Origin of the sequence: Bartonella sp. M0192, assembly GCF_016102305.1 — a bacterium.
In the GTDB taxonomy this organism is placed as follows: domain Bacteria; phylum Pseudomonadota; class Alphaproteobacteria; order Rhizobiales; family Rhizobiaceae; genus Bartonella; species Bartonella apihabitans.
The window spans coordinates 1,364,944-1,382,360 of record NZ_JACFOU010000001.1 but is presented as its reverse complement, the minus strand read 5'-3'; the positions used below and the strand labels follow the sequence as shown (position 1 = coordinate 1,382,360).

Annotated in this window: 19 protein-coding genes; 7 read left to right on the top strand and 12 right to left on the bottom strand. The window is 44.9% G+C overall.

Annotated elements, in window-relative coordinates:
• Window positions 1–7 precede the first annotated feature (7 nt).
• The 6 genes from H3S82_RS06095 to H3S82_RS06070 all read right to left on the bottom strand — a co-directional run bounded on the left by H3S82_RS06095 (window position 8) and on the right by H3S82_RS06070 (window position 5,082).
• The gene (locus H3S82_RS06095; protein WP_198232165.1) at window positions 8–733 is read right to left on the bottom strand and encodes an isoprenyl transferase; all 726 of its coding nucleotides are present in this window, start codon (window positions 731–733) and stop codon (window positions 8–10) included.
• Window positions 734–766: 33 nt separating this feature from the next.
• The gene (frr, locus tag H3S82_RS06090; RefSeq protein ID WP_078039408.1) at window positions 767–1,327 is read right to left on the bottom strand and encodes a ribosome recycling factor; all 561 of its coding nucleotides are present in this window, start codon (window positions 1,325–1,327) and stop codon (window positions 767–769) included.
• 34 nt (window positions 1,328–1,361) lie between these two features.
• Entirely contained in the window at window positions 1,362–2,081 is a 720-nt protein-coding gene (gene pyrH, locus H3S82_RS06085; protein ID WP_198232166.1) for a UMP kinase, read from the bottom strand.
• A 150-nt stretch (window positions 2,082–2,231) separates the two neighbouring features.
• A complete protein-coding gene (gene tsf, locus H3S82_RS06080; RefSeq protein ID WP_198224824.1) occupies window positions 2,232–3,155 on the bottom strand; it encodes a translation elongation factor Ts in 924 nt (307 codons plus the stop codon).
• A 114-nt stretch (window positions 3,156–3,269) separates the two neighbouring features.
• Window positions 3,270–4,052 carry a 30S ribosomal protein S2 gene (gene rpsB, locus H3S82_RS06075; RefSeq protein WP_077973510.1) on the bottom strand — a complete coding sequence of 261 codons (783 nt, stop codon included), beginning with the start codon at window positions 4,050–4,052 and terminating at the stop codon, window positions 3,270–3,272.
• Between the two features lie 205 nt (window positions 4,053–4,257).
• Window positions 4,258–5,082 carry a cell envelope integrity EipB family protein gene (locus H3S82_RS06070; RefSeq protein ID WP_198232167.1) on the bottom strand — a complete coding sequence of 275 codons (825 nt, stop codon included), beginning with the start codon at window positions 5,080–5,082 and terminating at the stop codon, window positions 4,258–4,260.
• Window positions 5,083–5,229: 147 nt separating this feature from the next.
• Between H3S82_RS06070 and H3S82_RS06065 the strand changes: the two genes are divergently transcribed.
• From H3S82_RS06065 to H3S82_RS06055, 3 genes are read left to right on the top strand one after another with little or no spacing between them, the layout of a single operon-like run.
• Window positions 5,230–5,691 (top strand): RidA family protein, encoded by a 462-nt coding sequence (locus H3S82_RS06065; RefSeq protein ID WP_198232168.1) that lies wholly within the window; start codon window positions 5,230–5,232, stop codon window positions 5,689–5,691.
• 3 nt (window positions 5,692–5,694) lie between these two features.
• The gene (locus H3S82_RS06060) at window positions 5,695–6,414 is read left to right on the top strand and encodes a glycerophosphodiester phosphodiesterase family protein (RefSeq protein WP_246785297.1); all 720 of its coding nucleotides are present in this window, start codon (window positions 5,695–5,697) and stop codon (window positions 6,412–6,414) included.
• 55 nt (window positions 6,415–6,469) lie between these two features.
• Window positions 6,470–6,892: an HIT family protein gene (locus H3S82_RS06055; RefSeq protein ID WP_198232170.1), complete on the top strand. Its 423-nt coding sequence runs from the start codon at window positions 6,470–6,472 to the stop codon at window positions 6,890–6,892.
• Between the two features lie 165 nt (window positions 6,893–7,057).
• Here the strand turns inward: H3S82_RS06055 and clpA are convergent, their stop codons facing one another.
• A complete protein-coding gene (gene clpA, locus H3S82_RS06050; protein WP_077971177.1) occupies window positions 7,058–9,403 on the bottom strand; it encodes an ATP-dependent Clp protease ATP-binding subunit ClpA in 2,346 nt (781 codons plus the stop codon).
• Window positions 9,404–9,409: 6 nt separating this feature from the next.
• Window positions 9,410–9,799 (bottom strand): ATP-dependent Clp protease adapter ClpS, encoded by a 390-nt coding sequence (gene clpS, locus H3S82_RS06045; RefSeq protein ID WP_078039404.1) that lies wholly within the window; start codon window positions 9,797–9,799, stop codon window positions 9,410–9,412.
• 312 nt (window positions 9,800–10,111) lie between these two features.
• Here clpS and H3S82_RS06040 point away from each other — a divergent pair, with 312 nt between their 5' ends.
• Together H3S82_RS06040 and H3S82_RS06035 are read left to right on the top strand one after the other, a co-directional pair.
• Complete coding sequence (locus H3S82_RS06040; RefSeq protein WP_198232190.1) at window positions 10,112–11,476, top strand: D-alanyl-D-alanine carboxypeptidase; 1,365 nt, start codon at window positions 10,112–10,114, stop codon at window positions 11,474–11,476.
• A 36-nt stretch (window positions 11,477–11,512) separates the two neighbouring features.
• Entirely contained in the window at window positions 11,513–11,788 is a 276-nt protein-coding gene (locus H3S82_RS06035; protein ID WP_077971174.1) for a hypothetical protein, read from the top strand.
• A 31-nt stretch (window positions 11,789–11,819) separates the two neighbouring features.
• Here the strand turns inward: H3S82_RS06035 and H3S82_RS06030 are convergent, their stop codons facing one another.
• The 3 genes from H3S82_RS06030 to H3S82_RS06020 all read right to left on the bottom strand — a co-directional run bounded on the left by H3S82_RS06030 (window position 11,820) and on the right by H3S82_RS06020 (window position 14,672).
• Window positions 11,820–12,251, bottom strand: coding sequence for a DUF1489 family protein (locus H3S82_RS06030; RefSeq protein ID WP_198224830.1), 432 nt, complete (start codon window positions 12,249–12,251; stop codon window positions 11,820–11,822).
• A gap of 10 nt (window positions 12,252–12,261) precedes the next feature.
• Window positions 12,262–13,659 carry an L-serine ammonia-lyase gene (locus H3S82_RS06025; RefSeq protein ID WP_198232171.1) on the bottom strand — a complete coding sequence of 466 codons (1,398 nt, stop codon included), beginning with the start codon at window positions 13,657–13,659 and terminating at the stop codon, window positions 12,262–12,264.
• Window positions 13,660–13,994: 335 nt separating this feature from the next.
• Window positions 13,995–14,672 carry a nitroreductase gene (locus H3S82_RS06020; RefSeq protein ID WP_198232172.1) on the bottom strand — a complete coding sequence of 226 codons (678 nt, stop codon included), beginning with the start codon at window positions 14,670–14,672 and terminating at the stop codon, window positions 13,995–13,997.
• A 95-nt stretch (window positions 14,673–14,767) separates the two neighbouring features.
• Here H3S82_RS06020 and H3S82_RS06015 point away from each other — a divergent pair, with 95 nt between their 5' ends.
• Window positions 14,768–15,736, top strand: coding sequence for a DUF1624 domain-containing protein (locus tag H3S82_RS06015; RefSeq protein WP_198232173.1), 969 nt, complete (start codon window positions 14,768–14,770; stop codon window positions 15,734–15,736).
• Window positions 15,737–15,778: 42 nt separating this feature from the next.
• On the opposite strand, the gene H3S82_RS06010 is transcribed toward H3S82_RS06015, so the two are convergent.
• Complete coding sequence (locus H3S82_RS06010) at window positions 15,779–16,165, bottom strand: MerR family DNA-binding transcriptional regulator (RefSeq protein ID WP_077973506.1); 387 nt, start codon at window positions 16,163–16,165, stop codon at window positions 15,779–15,781.
• Between the two features lie 452 nt (window positions 16,166–16,617).
• Here H3S82_RS06010 and H3S82_RS06005 point away from each other — a divergent pair, with 452 nt between their 5' ends.
• Window positions 16,618–17,004, top strand: coding sequence for a hypothetical protein (locus H3S82_RS06005; RefSeq protein ID WP_198232174.1), 387 nt, complete (start codon window positions 16,618–16,620; stop codon window positions 17,002–17,004).
• Window positions 17,005–17,417: the final 413 nt, after the last annotated feature.

The window sequence follows — 17,417 nt, the reverse complement described above, 5'->3', positions numbered from 1 at the left end:
ATCAAAGTTATAACAACTTTTCTTTTTTATAATCTGGTACACGCCCGAAACGACGTTCACGCAACCAATAATCTTCAACAGCTATATCAAGTTGTCTTTCATCGAAATCAGGCCAATAACAGGGAGCAAAATAAAATTCGCTATAAGCCGACTGCCAAAGCAAGAAGTTCGACAAACGTTGCTCCCCGCTGGTGCGGATTATTAGGTCAGGATCCGGCATTTCAGCCGTATCAAGATATTTTGAAAAAACGGCTTCATCAATTTCATCAATATTGATATTTCCGTTTGCCAGAGATTTTGCGATTTTTTTTACAGACCGGACAATTTCGGCACGTCCACCATAGTTGAATGCGACAACAAGATTGAGTCCGTCATTTTTTTGCGTAATTGTCTCTGCTTCATCGAGTAGACTCTGAATATCCGCTGGCACCTCTTCACGATTGCCTATCACCCATACACGGACATTATGATCGCGAAGATCAAGCAGATCACGTTTTATAAATAACTTCAGAAGTCCCATCAGATGATTGACTTCAGATTCAGGGCGTGACCAGTTTTCAGAAGAAAAAGCAAAAACAGTCAACCATTCAAGCCCCATTTGACTGGCATGATGCACAATTCTATGAAGTGCTTCCATGCCAATCTTATGACCGGCAATTCTGGGTAATCCACGAGCACGTGCCCATCGGCCGTTTCCATCCATAATGATGGCAATATGACGTGGATATAACATATTTTTCCGACCTGTTTGCTGCAATAAATAGTTTTAGACTTGCATAATTTCCGCTTGTTTAGCAGCCAATACCTTATCGATCTCGCCGATCGTCGTATCCGTCAATTTCTGAATTTTATCAGAAGCAATACGGCTTTCATCCTGACTGATCTCGCTATCCTTTTCAGCCTTTTTCAATCCTTCCATTCCGTCACGACGAACATGGCGAACTGCAACGCGCGCCTGCTCCGCATATTGGTGAGCAATTTTAACAAGCTCTTTGCGGCGTTCTTCGTTAAGTTCCGGCAATGGAATGCGCAAAGTTGTACCGTCCGTTATCGGGTTCAGGCCCAATGAAGATTCTCTGATGGCCTTGTCAACTGCAGACACCATTGATTTATCCCAGACCGAAACCGACAACATGCGCGGTTCCGGTACGGAAATATTGGCGACCTGATTAAGCGGCACAGTCGAGCCATAAGCTTCGACCGTTATCGGTTCAAGCAAGCTCGCAGAAGCACGACCGGTCCGCAAACCAGTGAGCTCGTGTTTGAATGATGAAATGGCGCCTTCCATACGGCGCTTGAGATCGTCGATATTTGTAGCGTCACTCATACTAACTCTCCTTCGGATTATTTTTAGACGAATATTATTCCGATACCACTGTATAGCGTCCGGTGCCATTCAACACATTGGCCAGTCCACCCTTTTCACTGATCGAATAGACAATAATAGGAATATGGTTTTCACGAGCCAGAGTAATTGCGGTGGTATCCATAACTGCAAGACCCTTTTTGATAACTTCTTCGTGCGTTAAATGGTCGAAACGGGTTGCAGAAGGATCCTTTTTCGGGTCGGCCGAGTATATTCCATCAACCTGGGTAGCTTTTAAAAGCACATCCGCTCCGATTTCTGCCGCTCGAAGCGCGGCTGCCGAATCAGTGGTAAAAAACGGATTTCCGGTGCCACCTGCGAAGATGACAACCTTGCCTTGACTGATATAGCCGACAGCCTTGCGTTGCGAGAAACTTTCACAGATTTGTGGCATTGCGATGGCGGAAAGCACGACAACATCTACCCCGAGCTTTGTCAATGATGTGCGCAATGCAAGAGAATTAATCGCTGTTGCCAGCATCCCCATATGGTCACCGGTCACACGATCACCACCGCGTGAGGCGACCGCAACGCCGCGAAAAATATTTCCGCCACCGATGACAACGCCGACTTCGACACCCATTTCATGCGCATCAGCAATGTCTTTGGCAATACGATCAACGACTGAAACATCGATACCGAAACTTTGCCCACCCATTAATGCCTCGCCAGAGGCTTTCAATAAAATTCGTTTGTAGAGCGGGGTATCTGTCATCAATAGTCTCCAAATGCAAAATTCATTTGTGCCTTCGATACACGAAGGGCACCGCATTGTCACGCGATGCCCTCTCTACAACGTTTTTTCCGTGCCTCACAATGCAAAAAGCACTGTTTTTACGCAAATAAACCGGATTTTGTCCAAAAATCAGCCTTTTACTGCTGCAGCGACTTCGGCTGCAAAATCACTTTCGGCTTTTTCGATACCCTCACCAAGGGCAAAACGAACAAAACCTTTTATTTTTGCCGGTGCGCCGATTTCTTTTTCTGCATTTTTCAAAGCCTGACTTACAGTTTCATCAGGATTGATAACAAAGGCCTGTGAAAGCAGAACAACTTCTTCATAAAATTTGCGCATACGACCTTCCACCATCTTTTCTACAATGTTGGCAGGTTTTCCAGACTGATGAGCCTGTTCGGAATAAATTGCTTTTTCACGTTCGACAGCTGCCGGATCGACTTCCTCGGCAGTCAATGCCAAAGGATTTGTTGCAGCAACATGCATGGCAACCTGCCGACCAAAATGTTCGGCTGCATCTTTATCGCCATTGGTTTCGATTGCAACAAGAACACCGATTTTACCAAGGCCGTCACCAATACCGTTATGAATATAGGTTGCAATGACACCATTATCGACAGATAGCTCAGCGGAACGACGGAATGTCATGTTTTCGCCGATTTTGCCAATGGCATCTTTGAGTGTCTCGGCAACAGTTTTATCTGACCCCGGATAGCTTGAAACCGAAATTTTTTCCAATGTTCCATCCGTATCCAGCGCGGCTTTTGCAATATTGCGAACAATATCCTGAAACGCATCGTTACGGGCAACAAAGTCTGTCTCGGAATTCACTTCGACAAGAACAGCCTTTTTACCGTTGGAGGCTACACCTACGAGACCTTCAGCCGCTGTACGACCAGCTTTTTTATCAGCCTTGGCAATGCCCTTTTTACGCAGCCAATCAACGGCTGCTTCCATATCGCCATTTGTTTCTGCAAGTGCTGTCTTGCAATCCATCATACCGGCGCCCGACAATTCGCGAAGTTCTTTCACCTGTGCTGCGGTAATGCTCATATTTGCCTCTTAATCTTAATAACGGCGAAAGCGTGCAAGGATTATCCCTCAGCACGCCCGCGACCATACATCATTGAGTTGAAGTGCCCTTGTCTCAAGGGCACAATTTATTCGTTATTCTGCGGCAGGAGTTGCTTCTTTATTTTCTTCCAGAGCAGGTTCGACAGGAGCTTCTGCCTGTGCACCAAGATCAACGCCCATTGCGCCTTGTTGACGGGCGATACCATCAAGGGCAGCCTTTGCAACCAGATCACAATAAAGAGCAATCGCACGTGAAGCATCATCGTTTCCAGGAATCGGATAATTGATATTATCCGGATCGCAATTGGTATCGATTATAGCAACGACCGGAATTCCCAGACGTTTGGCTTCATCGATTGCAATTTTTTCCTTGTTCGTATCAATGATAAACAGAAGATCCGGAACCGAACCCATATCCTTGATACCGCCAAGTGCGCGATTGAGTTTATCGCGGTCATGTTCAATATTAAGACGTTCCTTCTTGGTGAAGCCCTGTGCTTCATTGGCAAGAATTCCGTCCAGTTTGCGCAAACGCTGAATAGAATTGGAAATTGTTTTCCAGTTGGTCAACATACCGCCGAGCCAACGCGCATTGACGTAATACTGGGCCGAACGGTTGGCCGCTTCCGCAATAATATCGGAAGCCTGACGCTTAGTGCCAACAAAAAGCACACGACCACCGCGGGCAACCGTGTCCGATACCACCTTCAAGGCGTTATGGAGTAAGGGTACAGTCTGTGCAAGATCGATAATATGAATGTTATTGCGCTGCCCATAGATATAGGGAGCCATTTTCGGGTTCCAGCGATGTGTCTGGTGACCAAAGTGAACACCGGCTTCCAAAAGCTGGCGCATAGTAAAATCTGGCAATGCCATTTTTTTATCCTTTCCGGTTGAACCTCCACGGAATGAGGCAGGTAACACCTGCCACCGGCGGAAAATTGCGGATTTCTCCCGCAATCACCCATTTCCCGTGTGTGGAATATTTGGTTAGTTAAGTGATATCGGACAAAGTTTCAAGTCTTTTAACCTCAACCAAGCGATATTCTTAAACAAAATACAAAAATCGTTGTAACCGGTTTTAGTCTTTACAATTTTCCTTTGAAGACGGGGCATCAAATAATTTGAAAGTTTGTAATTTACCCCGAACAGAAAAATTTCCATAATCCATTACAAGGTCACGTGTGACGCCATTCTCATAAAGAAGAAAGCTTGTTCGATAGACTGGTAAACCGTCCTGATTCTCGTCATCATTGTAATAGGAAATTGTCACCGGCCAATATGGCTCATTTCCGAGTTTCCCCATGATTTTGGTTTCATCGTCAGACTTTGCATCCACTTTATCGCCTAACACCACTGTCGCTTCCGTCAGACGATCAGCATCATCCGAGCCATCGAACAAGACTGTCCGGTAAAAATGCTGGCCGGCTTTTGCTTTACGGATGACTTCTTCAGTCTGGATTGTCGGAAAAGCGGCCGATTTTAACTTGACTTCATTTTCTTTGGGCTTCTTCGTATTGACAATCATATTTCCATTGGAAATTTTGGCAACGCCATCCGTTTCACTTGTAACTTCCTGATCGATTATAGTTTTGCTTACAAAACGGAATTCTTTGCCATTTGCCGATTCAAAACTGGTCATTTGTTGATCGGTAAGACGCGTTGGTGAATCAGCCATATTGATGCGCGTGACGAAGCGAAACCTTGTGGTATAACCTTCACAAGCCGAACCATTGAATTCATAAGCCATACGGCCGACGAGACCCGAAATACCCGATTTATCTGCAGCATTTTCAAGCTGGAGGTCATAGATTGCCAAATGCGGCACCATGACAACTTTATCTTCGCCTCGTGCAACGTTCACGCACATAACCGATAAAATAAAGGCAAATAGAAATTTTGGCATCCGCATATTCCTGTTTTTTCCTTAACCTTGGCGTTATCATATATAATGGTAAAAAAGCGAGTAATTTCTTTTTTTGAAGATCGCATTTCCATGTTCGAGAAAATGGGTTATTGAGCAAATATGAAATGACGGGAAAAGAGGTAAAAAATGTCTGATACGATTGAAAGTCGTTTGCAAAAACTTGGCGTTACAATTCCCGCTGCTGTACAACCTGTAGCAAATTACGTGACTGCCAGAAAATCCGGTAACCAGCTTTATATTTCCGGTCAACTTCCGCTTAGTAACGGAAAGCCTGTCGCAATAGGCAAAGTCGGCCGGACAGTCACTTCTGAACAGGCAAAAAAATCTGCCGAAGCATGTGCAATCAACATTCTGGCACAGGCAAAAGCCGCTTTGGGAGATTTGAACAAAATCAAGCAGGTCATAAAAGTAACCGCTTTTGTTGCAACCGACCCCAATTTCACTGACATTCCTCAAGTTGCCAACGGTGCTTCGGATTTGTTTGTCAATGTTTTGGGTGAAGCCGGAAAGCATGCTCGTTCGGCTGTAGGAGTTGCTGCACTACCGATGGATGTTCCGGTGGAAGTGGAAGCAATTCTGGAAATCTGAGTGATGAGGATTGATTGGTTATCAAAAAGGCCCATCGCGAATAGTGGACTTCATGGCTTAGATAAGTCTGTTCAAGAAAATACGCTGCCGGCATTCGAACTGGCAGCGCTTGAGAATTATACCATTTGTTGCGATGTCCAACTGTCTCATGACGGCGTTCCGATGGTATTTCATGGCGCTTCTCTTGAACAAATAACAGGCCAGAAAAAACGTATCATAGATCTCCGTTCATCGGAAATTGCCAATATCCAAACCAGTGAGGGCAAGCCACGCATTTTTACCCTTGAGGCACTTCTTCAAAACATTGCCGGCAAAGTCCCTGTTCTGGCAAATCTGGAAGGCAATGAAGGAGAAGATGCGGGCCTGATTTCAACGGTGACAGAGTTGTTGGTTGCTTACCCGAACAAATCGGCAATCATGTCTCAGGATGTGCATATTTTACGGCGCATACGTTTCGGTGACCGTGCAATACCACACGGGATAAAAGCTGAAGGAAACAAGCGCTCGGAGATTGAACAACACTTTGCAATGCTTGCTCATGATATGGAGTTCGTGGCCTATAATTTCAGGCAGTTGTCCAATCCTTTTGTACGGTTTGTCCGTGAAAAGCTGGGCATGCCCGTTCTTGCTTTTACTATTCACAATTCTGAAGAGTGGGAAAGAGCACGTGTTAATGCCGACCAAATGATATTTGAAGGTTTTAAACCCGACAACGACAATTAAACCCCGTACATCCTAATAGTTAGTGCGATGTCTAAAACAATAAGTGAGGAGAAAAATGCAACAAAGTTATGATGAAAATAATATTTTTGCGAAGTTGATTCGTGGAGAAATTCCCTCTATCCGAGTTTATGAAGATGACGATGTCATCGCTTTCATGGATGTCATGCCGCAAGGTAAAGGGCATACATTGATTGTTCCACGGAAAGGCTCCCGCAATCTACTGGATGCTGAGCCGGAGACTCTAGCTAAAGTTATCAAGGTTGTGCAGAAAATAGCAAAGGCTGTTAAAAAAGCATTCAATGCAGATGGTGTAACTGTCATGCAGTTTAATGAACCGGCAAGCGGTCAAACTGTTTTTCATCTCCATTTCCATGTTATTCCGCGTTTCGAAAATGTTCCTTTGAAGCCACATAGCGGGGAACCGGTCGATACAAAAACACTGGAAGAATCTGCCGCAAAAATCCGCGCAGCACTTTAAAACAAAGGCGAGCCACAATAACCAACCGGTTCTGTGCAAAAGCACCGTAACGAAAAAGTTTATCAGAAATGCCTGCCCGATGGTTCATCGCGCAGGCATTTTTGTCTCGATATGATTTATTTTTCGACGTTATATTTTGCTGCTATATATATATCGTCATTGCATTCATTGATCGGCCGGCGTCGGCTTTTTTACCCGCCTTCCGGAAGCCTTGACTGCTCTTACCGGTTTTTTGTTCGTTTGTGCTTCATTACTGATAATTTCCAAAGCCAGTTTGTTTTTGTCCGATTTATCGGTCATAACTTTAACAGTACCGCCATGGCGGAGCTTTCCGAACAATATTTCTTCAGCCAGCGGCTTCTTTATATATTCCTGAATAACCCGCGATAGAGGACGAGCCCCCATACGTTGATCATAACCTTTATTAGCAAGCCATTTGGTTGCGCCATCACTCAACTCGAAGGTTATTTCCCGATCGGCAAGTTGTGCTTCGAGTTGCAAAATAAACTTCTGTACGACCTGATGAATAATCGGTTCAGACAAGGGTGCAAATGGAATGATCGCATCAAGCCGGTTACGGAACTCCGGAGGAAATAACTGGTTAATTGCCTCTATGTCATCGCCCTCACGCTCGGTCTTTCCAAAACCGATTGCAGACTTTGCCATATCCACTGCACCGGCATTTGTCGTCATAATAAGAATGATGTTGCGAAAATCGATCTGCTTTCCATTGTGATCGGTCAGCTTACCGTGATCCATCACCTGTAAAAGAATATTATAGAGATCAGGATGCGCTTTTTCTATTTCATCAAGCAAAAGCACAGCGTGTGGGTTCTGGTCGACAGCATCTGTCAACAACCCGCCCTGATCGAAGCCGACATATCCCGGTGGTGCACCTATCAATCTCGAAACAGTGTGCCGTTCCATATATTCCGACATATCAAATCGTAACAACTCGATGCCGAGAGACGCTGCAAGTTGTTTGGCGACCTCCGTTTTACCAACGCCGGTCGGACCTGAAAATAGATAGCTCCCTATAGGCTTGTCCGGTTCGCGCAGACCGGCACGGGCAAGCTTGATTGATGAAGTCAAAGCGGCAATTGCTTTATCCTGCCCATAAACCACTCTTCGCAATTCTTTTTCGAGATTTGCCAATGTTTTACGATCATCGCGCGATATGTTTTTTTGAGGAATGCGTGCCATTGTTGCAACCGTTTCCTCAATCTCTTTCACACCAATTGTCTTTTTTCTTTTGTCTTTAGGCAAAAGCATTTGTGCCGCGCCCGTCTCGTCGACCACATCTATCGCTTTATCAGGTAGCCGCCTGTCCGACATGTAACGTGATGAAAGTTCGACCGACGCCTTCATAGCATCATCGGTATATTTTATCTGATGGAAGTTCTCGAAATAAGGCTTCAAACCTTTCAGAATTTCAATGGCATCATCAATAGACGGTTCATTGACATCGATCTTTTGGAAACGCCGAGCCAAAGCCCGATCTTTCTCGAAGATTTGACGGTATTCTTTATAGGTCGTCGAACCGATGCAACGAATAAGCCCCGAAGAAAGTGCCGGTTTCAAAAGATTTGCAGCATCCATACTACCGCCCGATGTTGCGCCCGCGCCGATCAGAGTATGAATTTCATCAATAAAGAGAATGGCACCCTTATAGTTTTCAAGCTCTTTTACAACCTGTTTCAAGCGTTCTTCAAAATCACCACGATAACGGGTACCGGCAACAAGCATTCCCATATCGAGTGAAAAAATCGTAGCACTGCTTAAAACGTCCGGCACTTCGCCATCGACAATTCGTTTTGCCAAGCCCTCGGCGATAGCTGTTTTACCTACTCCGGGATCTCCAACCAGAAGCGGATTGTTTTTCGACCTCCGGCATAAAATCTGGATTGTTCTGGCAATTTCTTTATCCCTACCTATCAATGTGTCAATCTTGCCCTGACGCGCACGTTCGTTAAGATTGATACAATATGCCGAAAGTGCATCGGTATCCTTGTTGGCCGATTGCGAAGTTGACACCTCGTCATCAGAATCATCCAGCGGGAAGCTCGCAGCGCCATTTTCGCTTGCGATACCATGGGAAATAAAATTGACCGCATCATAGCGTGTCATTCCCAGTTCCTGAAGGAAATAAGCAGCAAAACTTTCCCGTTCGGCGAAAATTGCAACAAGAACATTTGCACCGGTTACAATATCCCGTCCTGCCGACTGGACATGGATAACCGCACGCTGGATAACGCGCTGGAACGAATTGGTAGGCTTGGTATCTTCATCATCGCCTATCTGCGAATCGAGTTCCGATTGGACATATTGCGTCAAACGCGTGCGTAATTGTTCAATGTCAACGTTACAAGCAAGGATAACGGCTTTAGCATCAACATCATCAAGCAACGCCAATAACAAATGTTCCAATGTCGCATATTCCTGATGTGCGTCACTGGCAATCATAAGCGCTCTATGAAGGGTCTTTTCGAGGCTTGTGGTAAAAGACGGCATCGGAGTTCACTTTCTTTCCATTACGCATTGCAAAGGATGCTGATTTTCCCGGGCACAATCCATAACTTGCGCAACTTTTGTTTCGGCGACTTCATAGGAATAAACACCACATTCACCAACACCCGTATGGTGAACATTCAACATAATACGCGTTGCATCTTCACGATTTTTACGAAAAAATTTTTGTAAAACAAACACAACAAAATCCATAGGCGTGTAATCATCATTCAAGAGGAGAACACGATAAAAATCCGGTTTTTTTACTTTCGGAAGGGATTTTGTTGCAACACCGGTTTCAAAACTACCTGTGTCTTCATTTTCCTTCCCGCCATTCTGTCCGGCTAATTTTTGCAAACTTAATTCTACCAAGGTTATTGTTCTTTCTCGCCCATGCATTCCATGTAATGTATTTTTAACAGATTATAAGTCCCAGAATCGCAAGTTTAATAATTGTTTTACGCCATTTTCCACCACTAAGCTTCTCCCTTTAGCCAAATAATAATCACTAAAAATTTGTTCTCATAAAGAAATTGGTAACGCTGTCATATTAATCTTCCCCGCGAAAAGGCGGCAGGGGTCTGTGAGACCCCTTTTGTCGCAAATTCTGTTTGGCGTAATAAAAGGTCGTAAAAAGTGCAAAAAGCCTACCAAAAAGTAGCTCGTTTCATAAAGAAAGCCGCCATTGCAACTCTCATATTTTCAGTGTCTATGACCTATGCACAAGCAGCTCCACAAAGCGCTTATGCCGATAAATATGCCGCTATAGTTGTCGATGCCAATACCGGACGAACCTTATACGAAGTTAATGGAAATGCACGTCGCTATCCGGCATCCCTTACGAAGATGATGACGCTTTATCTTTTGTTCGAGGCAATGCAATCGGGTCGTGTCACACCAAACACCCCTATTCCCGTTTCCGCCTATGCAGCTTCCCGTCCACCCACAAAAATCGGTTTCAGAACCGGCCAAACGATTCCGGCAGAGCTTGCAGCCAAGGCATTGATCACGAAATCTGCAAATGATGTCGCAACTGCAATCGGTGAATATCTTGGCGGTTCCGAACAGCGCTTTGCCCAGATCATGACGGCAAAAGCACGTCGCTTGGGCATGATGAATACCAATTTTGCCAATGCATCGGGTTTACCGGACGTACAGAACTATTCGACGGCACGCGATCTTGCAATTTTATCTTTGGCGCTCCGCGAACATTTTCCGAAGCAGTATGACTGGTTCAAAACCACAAGTTTCCAGTTCCGCGGCCAAACCATTAACGGACACAACCGGTTGGTACGGGATATGAAAGGCGTTGACGGTATTAAAACCGGCTACACCCGCATGTCCGGTTCAAACCTTGCTACATCTATGCGTATGGATGGACGCTCTATTGTTGCCGTTGTCATGGGTGGCAAATCATCTGCTTTACGCGATGCACACATGGCAGAGCTTTTGCGGCGTTATCTACCGGAAGCAAGTCGAGCCAAAACACGCGCCCCTCTTATTGCGGCAACACAATATGACTTGCCGGAGCCTCACAAAGCACCCGTTCCGGTTGCCAAAGCCGACATAGCCGTGGCTAAAGCCGATACAACTGCTTCGACGCCGAAGCCAGAAGCTGTAACGACTGCTTCAAATCCGCAGATTGCCAAAAAGCCGGATAATAACTCTGATGTTTTGACCGCGCTTGCCAACACAACAGCAAAAACCGCTCCGGCTGTAAAAGAGCTTGATCAGGCAATCGTTTCAAAACAGAAAAACGATGCCAATGAAAAAACAGCTATCGATCCCGTAATTACCGCATCTGCGCCAACCAACGGGCGTTCCGACCAGACAGGCTGGGCTATACAGATCGGTTCTTTGCCAAATCAACAACAGGCAACGGAAATGCTGTCAAATGCATCGGATGCCGCCCGCTCGGCTTTGGCAACAGCGACGCCTTATACCCAGATTTTTGAAAAAGACGGCCAGCGCTACTATCGCGCCCGTTTCGTCGGTTTCAATACAAAAAAAGCGGCATGGGACGCCTGTTCGCTTCTAAAGAAAGCAAATTTTAACTGCTATGCGATAACAATGTAACCAATGTCTGAGTTTTGCGTAAAAGGTAATCAAGCTATGGCAAATGCAAATGATATGGTGTTAAAAGCCCGCTCCGTTAATCACGAGGGCTCGCTTCTCGCTTTGCGATCTCTTCAGCAGGCTGCTTTGAAATTGGCTGACCTGAAAGCGACGCCGCGCGGTATCACCACGCGCTCGCTTCTTGGTCTCCTGATTTGCCAAACACAACGTAACCGTCGTCTGGCTATGCCACCGGTTCGCATTCATTTGCGTGTTGCAAGTCCACGTGGATCTTTCGGTGTAAAATTCCGCTTGGGATCGACAAATATCTAAATCCCTAAAGTCTACAAAATATCCGCCTGCTCTAAAGCAAACCGAGATCGGCCAGTTCCTGTTTTAAAGCAGCCGGCAGGCGGGCTTTCTCACTCGTATTGTCATCCTCTGGCGCTTCACTTCCATCAAGATAGCGCCACCCTTGGAAAGCACGTCTCGGCTGCCAGATTGTCGGTATAATTTTTGGCTCGAGAACAAGCTTGCAACGATGGATACCTTCATCATCGGTAAAGGGGCGAATATCCAGAAATTTTTGTCGGCATTGTATATTGCCTTTCATCACCCAGTAAAGCGAGCCACCGTCGAGGAGTTCGTCAATTCTTTTTGGCACCATACGAGTGATGTGATATTGCTCCGGTTTTTCGCCAGCAGCTTTCAGTTGTTCCAAACGATAATCAATCCATTGGGCAAGCTCCTCCGGTGAAGAGCAGCCAACACATAATTTTACCATGTGAAGTGTCATAATTTATGACTTAACAATCCGTCACATTGACTGCAAGTCCACCCTTGCTTGTTTCTTTATATTTGTCACTCATATCACGGCCGGTTTCGCGCATCGTTCGGATACAGGCATCCAGTGAAACAAAATGGCTGCCATCGCCATGAAGTGCCAGCGAAGCGGCTGTCACCGCTTTAACGGCACCCATGGCATTTCTTTCGATACACGGTACTTGAACAAGGCCTGCTACCGGATCACATGTCATCCCCAGATGATGTTCAAGAGCAATTTCCGCAGCATTTTCAATCTGCATCGCTGTTCCACCCAAAGCAGCAGTCAACCCTGCCGCAGCCATGGAAGCTGCCGAGCCGATTTCACCCTGACAACCGACCTCTGCTCCTGAAATCGACGCGTTATATTTTATGACACCGCCAATCGCCGCAGCAGTAAGCAAAAAATTACGTATGCCGTCGCGTTCGGCTCCGGCACAAAACCGCAAATAATAACTGAGTACGGCCGGAACCACCCCTGCCGCGCCATTGGTAGGCGCGGTTACAATACGTCCGCCTGCGGCATTTTCCTCATTAACCGCTATAGCATAAGTTGAAAGCCAGTCATTTGCTGCTAAAGGTCCAACTTTATTTCTTTTGCTATCGCTCAATAATTTGTCATAAAGCTTCTTGGCTCGACGCTTGATGTGTAGCCCTCCGGGTAGTTCACCATCATGATGAAGTCCGCGATCAACACTTGATTTCATCGCAAGAAATATTTTATCGAGACCTTCATCAAGTTCACTTCGCGTCATCAACGTTTCTTCATTGGCGCGCTTCATTTCGGCGATAGACAGGCCGGATTTTTTCGCCATATCAAGCATCATTGTTGCTGTATCAAAGGGAAAAGGAACAATCCGGTTGTCATTTTTTTTATTATGTTCAACGCGATTTAATTCGTCCTCGCTCACAACAAATCCGCCGCCGATAGAATAATAAACGCGCCGCAAAAGGACGTTTCCAAATTGGTCAAGTCCTTCGAAAACAAGACCATTGCTATGCCCTGGTAACACCGTCTTCCGATCGAAGATCAAATCTTTTTCGGGGTCAAACCGGTAGTCCGGATGACCGGCAGGTTGAACTTTCTTTGTCTGATAGACTGATGCGACCAATTTATCCATGTTATCGGGATCGACACTTGCCGGTTGTTGCCCCAACAAGCCCAATATAACGGCACGATCTGTTGCATGTCCGAGACCGGTAAAGGCCAATGATCCATGTAAAGAGACACGCAAACGGGTAATTGAAGTGTTGACCGGCTTAGGCCAATTGTTCGACAGTATCTCCGCCAGGAACCTGTTGGCTGCCGTCATTGGCCCCATTGTGTGAGAGCTTGACGGTCCTATGCCGATTTTGAATAGTTCGAAAACTGATAGAAACATGGATTTAAACGAACAAATCGATATCCATTATGAAATGGACGTTTGCGCCTGAACAAATTCTAGAAACCGACAGTCAGATAAATCACGGCAATAATAGCAAGGAGTCCGAGTGATGCCCGAATAGCGATGCCCCAACATGATTTTTCGACAATTTCATCCATAAAGCACCTTTTGATACCCGCAATACAATCAACGCAGAATTCGTATTGACGACACCTATAACGGTGAACCCGCAAAGACACAATATTAAAATTTGATTAACAAATTTTTCTATTCACAAAATATTTTTGAGGAATTTATCACTAAAGCAAAGCGAAATCCCGTTCCGGCCGCACTCAATCAACAAAGCGAACAAAATCCTCCAACGGGACACGTTCGGTCGGAAAATTGTTTTCAGGTGCGTTTTCATCGCGATAGCCTAAGGCAAGTCCGCAAATAACCTGTCGTTCAGGCGGTATTTGAAGCTCGTCAGAGATCGTTTTATGATATTCTGAAAAAGCCGCCTGAATACAGCTATCAAGACCAAAACTTCTCGCTACAAGTGCGATTGTCTGAATAAAACAGCCAAGGTCGAGCCAACTGCCAAGCTCCATATCCCTGTCCATTGTAAAAATAAGTCCCACCGGAGCACCAAAAAACATAAAATTTTTCGCTTGCTGGTGTTCGATCTTGCTTCGCTCTGAACGCGCGATACCCAGTGACCGATAAAGGTCCCAGCCGACTTTACGCCGTCGCGCGAGATAAGGCTCACGCCACGAACGGGGATAAAACTGATATTCACATTCTTCTTTTATGCCTGCCACCGACATGTCAAAAAGTTTTTGTCCCAACTTTTTCAATGTCCCGTTATGAAGAACGATAACTTGCCAAGCCTGTATATTTGCTCCCGAAGGTGCTCGCGACGATAAGCGCAAAATATCTTCCACCATCTTACGGTCAACGTCTTTATCGAGGTAAGCCCTGATAGACTTTCTACTTTTTACAACGTCGCAAAATTTTTCAATTTTGGTCATTTTTATGTTCCACCCACAGGAAAAATGAACAAGCGGCCTAATTTACCCAAGCAAAGCAAAAACTTTGTGTTAGATAGATAGCAAAGGATACCGATATGAACCAGCCTGAAACGATTAAAATACGATTACAAAAGGTTGATCTCTTTCGCGGGCTCGCACTGATTGGCATGGTGGTTTATCATTTCAGTTGGGATTTGAGCTATTTTTCCTATATAGACCCTCAAGTTCCTGCTGAAGGCAGTTTGCGTGTTCTGGCGCGCATTGTCGCGTTTTGTTTCCTGTTTATTTCCGGTTTCAGTCTCTATCTTGCACAGGGAAAACAGTTCCGCTTTTCGCCCTATTTCCGACGCTTGTCGATCATCGTACTGGCTGCTTTTGTTGTCTCTATTGTTACCTATTTTATCATGCCGCAAGGCTTCATCTATTTCGGAATATTACATGAAATAGCTGTGGCAACCGTCATCGGATTGCTTTTCTTGCATACGCCGCTTGTATTGAATTTTTTGGCTATTTTTATTTTTGTTCTGTTGCCATTCATACTGAAATCCGATTTTTTCAACGCACCTTATTTATTATGGATCGGATTTTCGAGCTATCCCCGCCCCTCATTTGATTATGTTCCGGTTTTCCCGTGGTTCGGCTCAGCTCTTTTAGGGCTTACAACAGCCCGCATCTGCGACAAGTTTCATCTATTTATATATTTACAAAACGGGATCCGCCCGCAATGGCTCAATAAATCCCTACAGCTCATCGGGCGCCACAGCCTCATATTTTATCTCGTTCACCAACCTGTCCTGTTAGCTCTCCTTTATTGTATTGCTGCTGTTTTTCCCCCTTCTCCGGATGCATTGCGTAAACCCTTGGAAAGGGCTTGCGTCAATGAATGTCGTGAGAGCCAGGCTGATAGTCATTTATGTACTGCTTTTTGCAGTTGCGTATTTGACCAAATAGATCATCAACAAATGATGAGCGAATTTTCCAGAGGAGAGGTCAGCCAGACCGATGAAAGATTACAAAAATCCATCAATGCTTGCTGGGGGCAAACCGTTTTGAAGCAACAATAGCTTTGATGAAAGAGTTAAGACTGTCCCGAATTTATCTTCGACTTAACCATTGACTTCGCGTTCGGCCAAACGCTCGAAACAGATTTCTTCTATGCGTTCAAGCTCGTGCAATGATTCGTCTATATCGCGGCGCATCTGTTTGAGATCCTCGCGTTTTTCTTTTATTTCCTGCAACACGTTCTCGACTTTCACCGTATCGTCAAGCGGCGTACCGGTAACGGTTAACAAAGAGGCAATTTCTGCCAAAGTGAAATTCAGTCGTTTGGCTCTTAATATCTGTTGCAACCGATGCCGATCAAGCTCGGTATAGAGACGTGTCCTGCCACGGCGCATCGGGACAATAAGCCCCTGATCTTCATAATAACGCAATGTCCGCGTTGTTACGCCAAATTCCCGCGTAAGTTCACCTATTGAATAATATTCATGCATAAGCTTACCAAACAAGGTTCGACTAACAATCTGTCAAACCTCAATATTTCCATCTTTTATTTCCACCATAGCGTTGAAAAATGCTGATGCAATAGAATACGGGCATTAAAATTCCATTCCGCCACAATTATATCTTCGCACCAACCGACCATATCACTCACAACGCCTTTCATCGCTTTCAACGCTGATTATGGCAATCTCTCTAAATTGACTCCATTTTTTGTCGTTTATTAAGCCAGCAATAGGCTTGCTTCAACACCGATATCTCAGACTAAAATGCGCATGTTCAGCTATCTGTATCAGCTAACCAACACGAGAATTCTTCTCTTATATTTGAATTTTTTAAAAGGGTGATGCAATTATGCTCTATTTCAAAGGCCTTAATCCGTCTATCATGCGGACAAGGTGAAAACGTCGTCAACAAACGAACACGTCAAGCGAAGTGTGCCATCATGCATAAGAAAATTTGGATATTTGGCTTGATCGTTTTGATTGTCATTGCCGCCATTCCAATTTCTTTCAACAGCCTCGTCAACTGGCTTGGCAGGTCAGAGCTCTATGCCTTTGCCGAGGATAAAAATTATTGCCGCACCGAAAGCTGTGAAGAAGGTATTGCTTATGTTACGGAACTTCTCCACAAACAATCGGGAATTGACGCAAAAGATGTCCCTTGGTGCATGGCTACTAATCGCATTTACTATACCGATCTTTATTCGCTTAACGGACTGAAAGTAAAATTCACAAATTGGATGTATGAAACCTGCGAACGCCATGAGCTAACTCTTGACGATGCCAATATCGAAATCGGTGACCACCAACATGATGAGCCCGACCATTGATAGGACTGATCTCGTTGTTACGACTAATGTGGATTACAACCGGTACTACCAGAGTGACTTATTAGCGCGAATATTTCCGCTTACAAACCGTCTCGCTAAATGACGTTACTAAATATGGTGGCTCCCAAGATCTTCTGTTTTGTTGTCGTGTGACAAATTATCCCGCTTTTCATTTACTACTGTTTTCTCCTTTTAGTTCCCATGATCAAGCCCTTTCCAATTCTGTTCGGAAAATTTCATTCCTTCTCGTGCTTTTACCAGCTAACTCTTAATCTCTTACACAATCTTGATAGTAGCTATCGTGGGTTTCTTTCACAATCTTAATAATACCTGTCGTGGGATTTGGATAAATCTATTTTTAACCCCGTTTACGTATTTTTTTATTTTACGATAATTATTATTGTTTCTTCCTA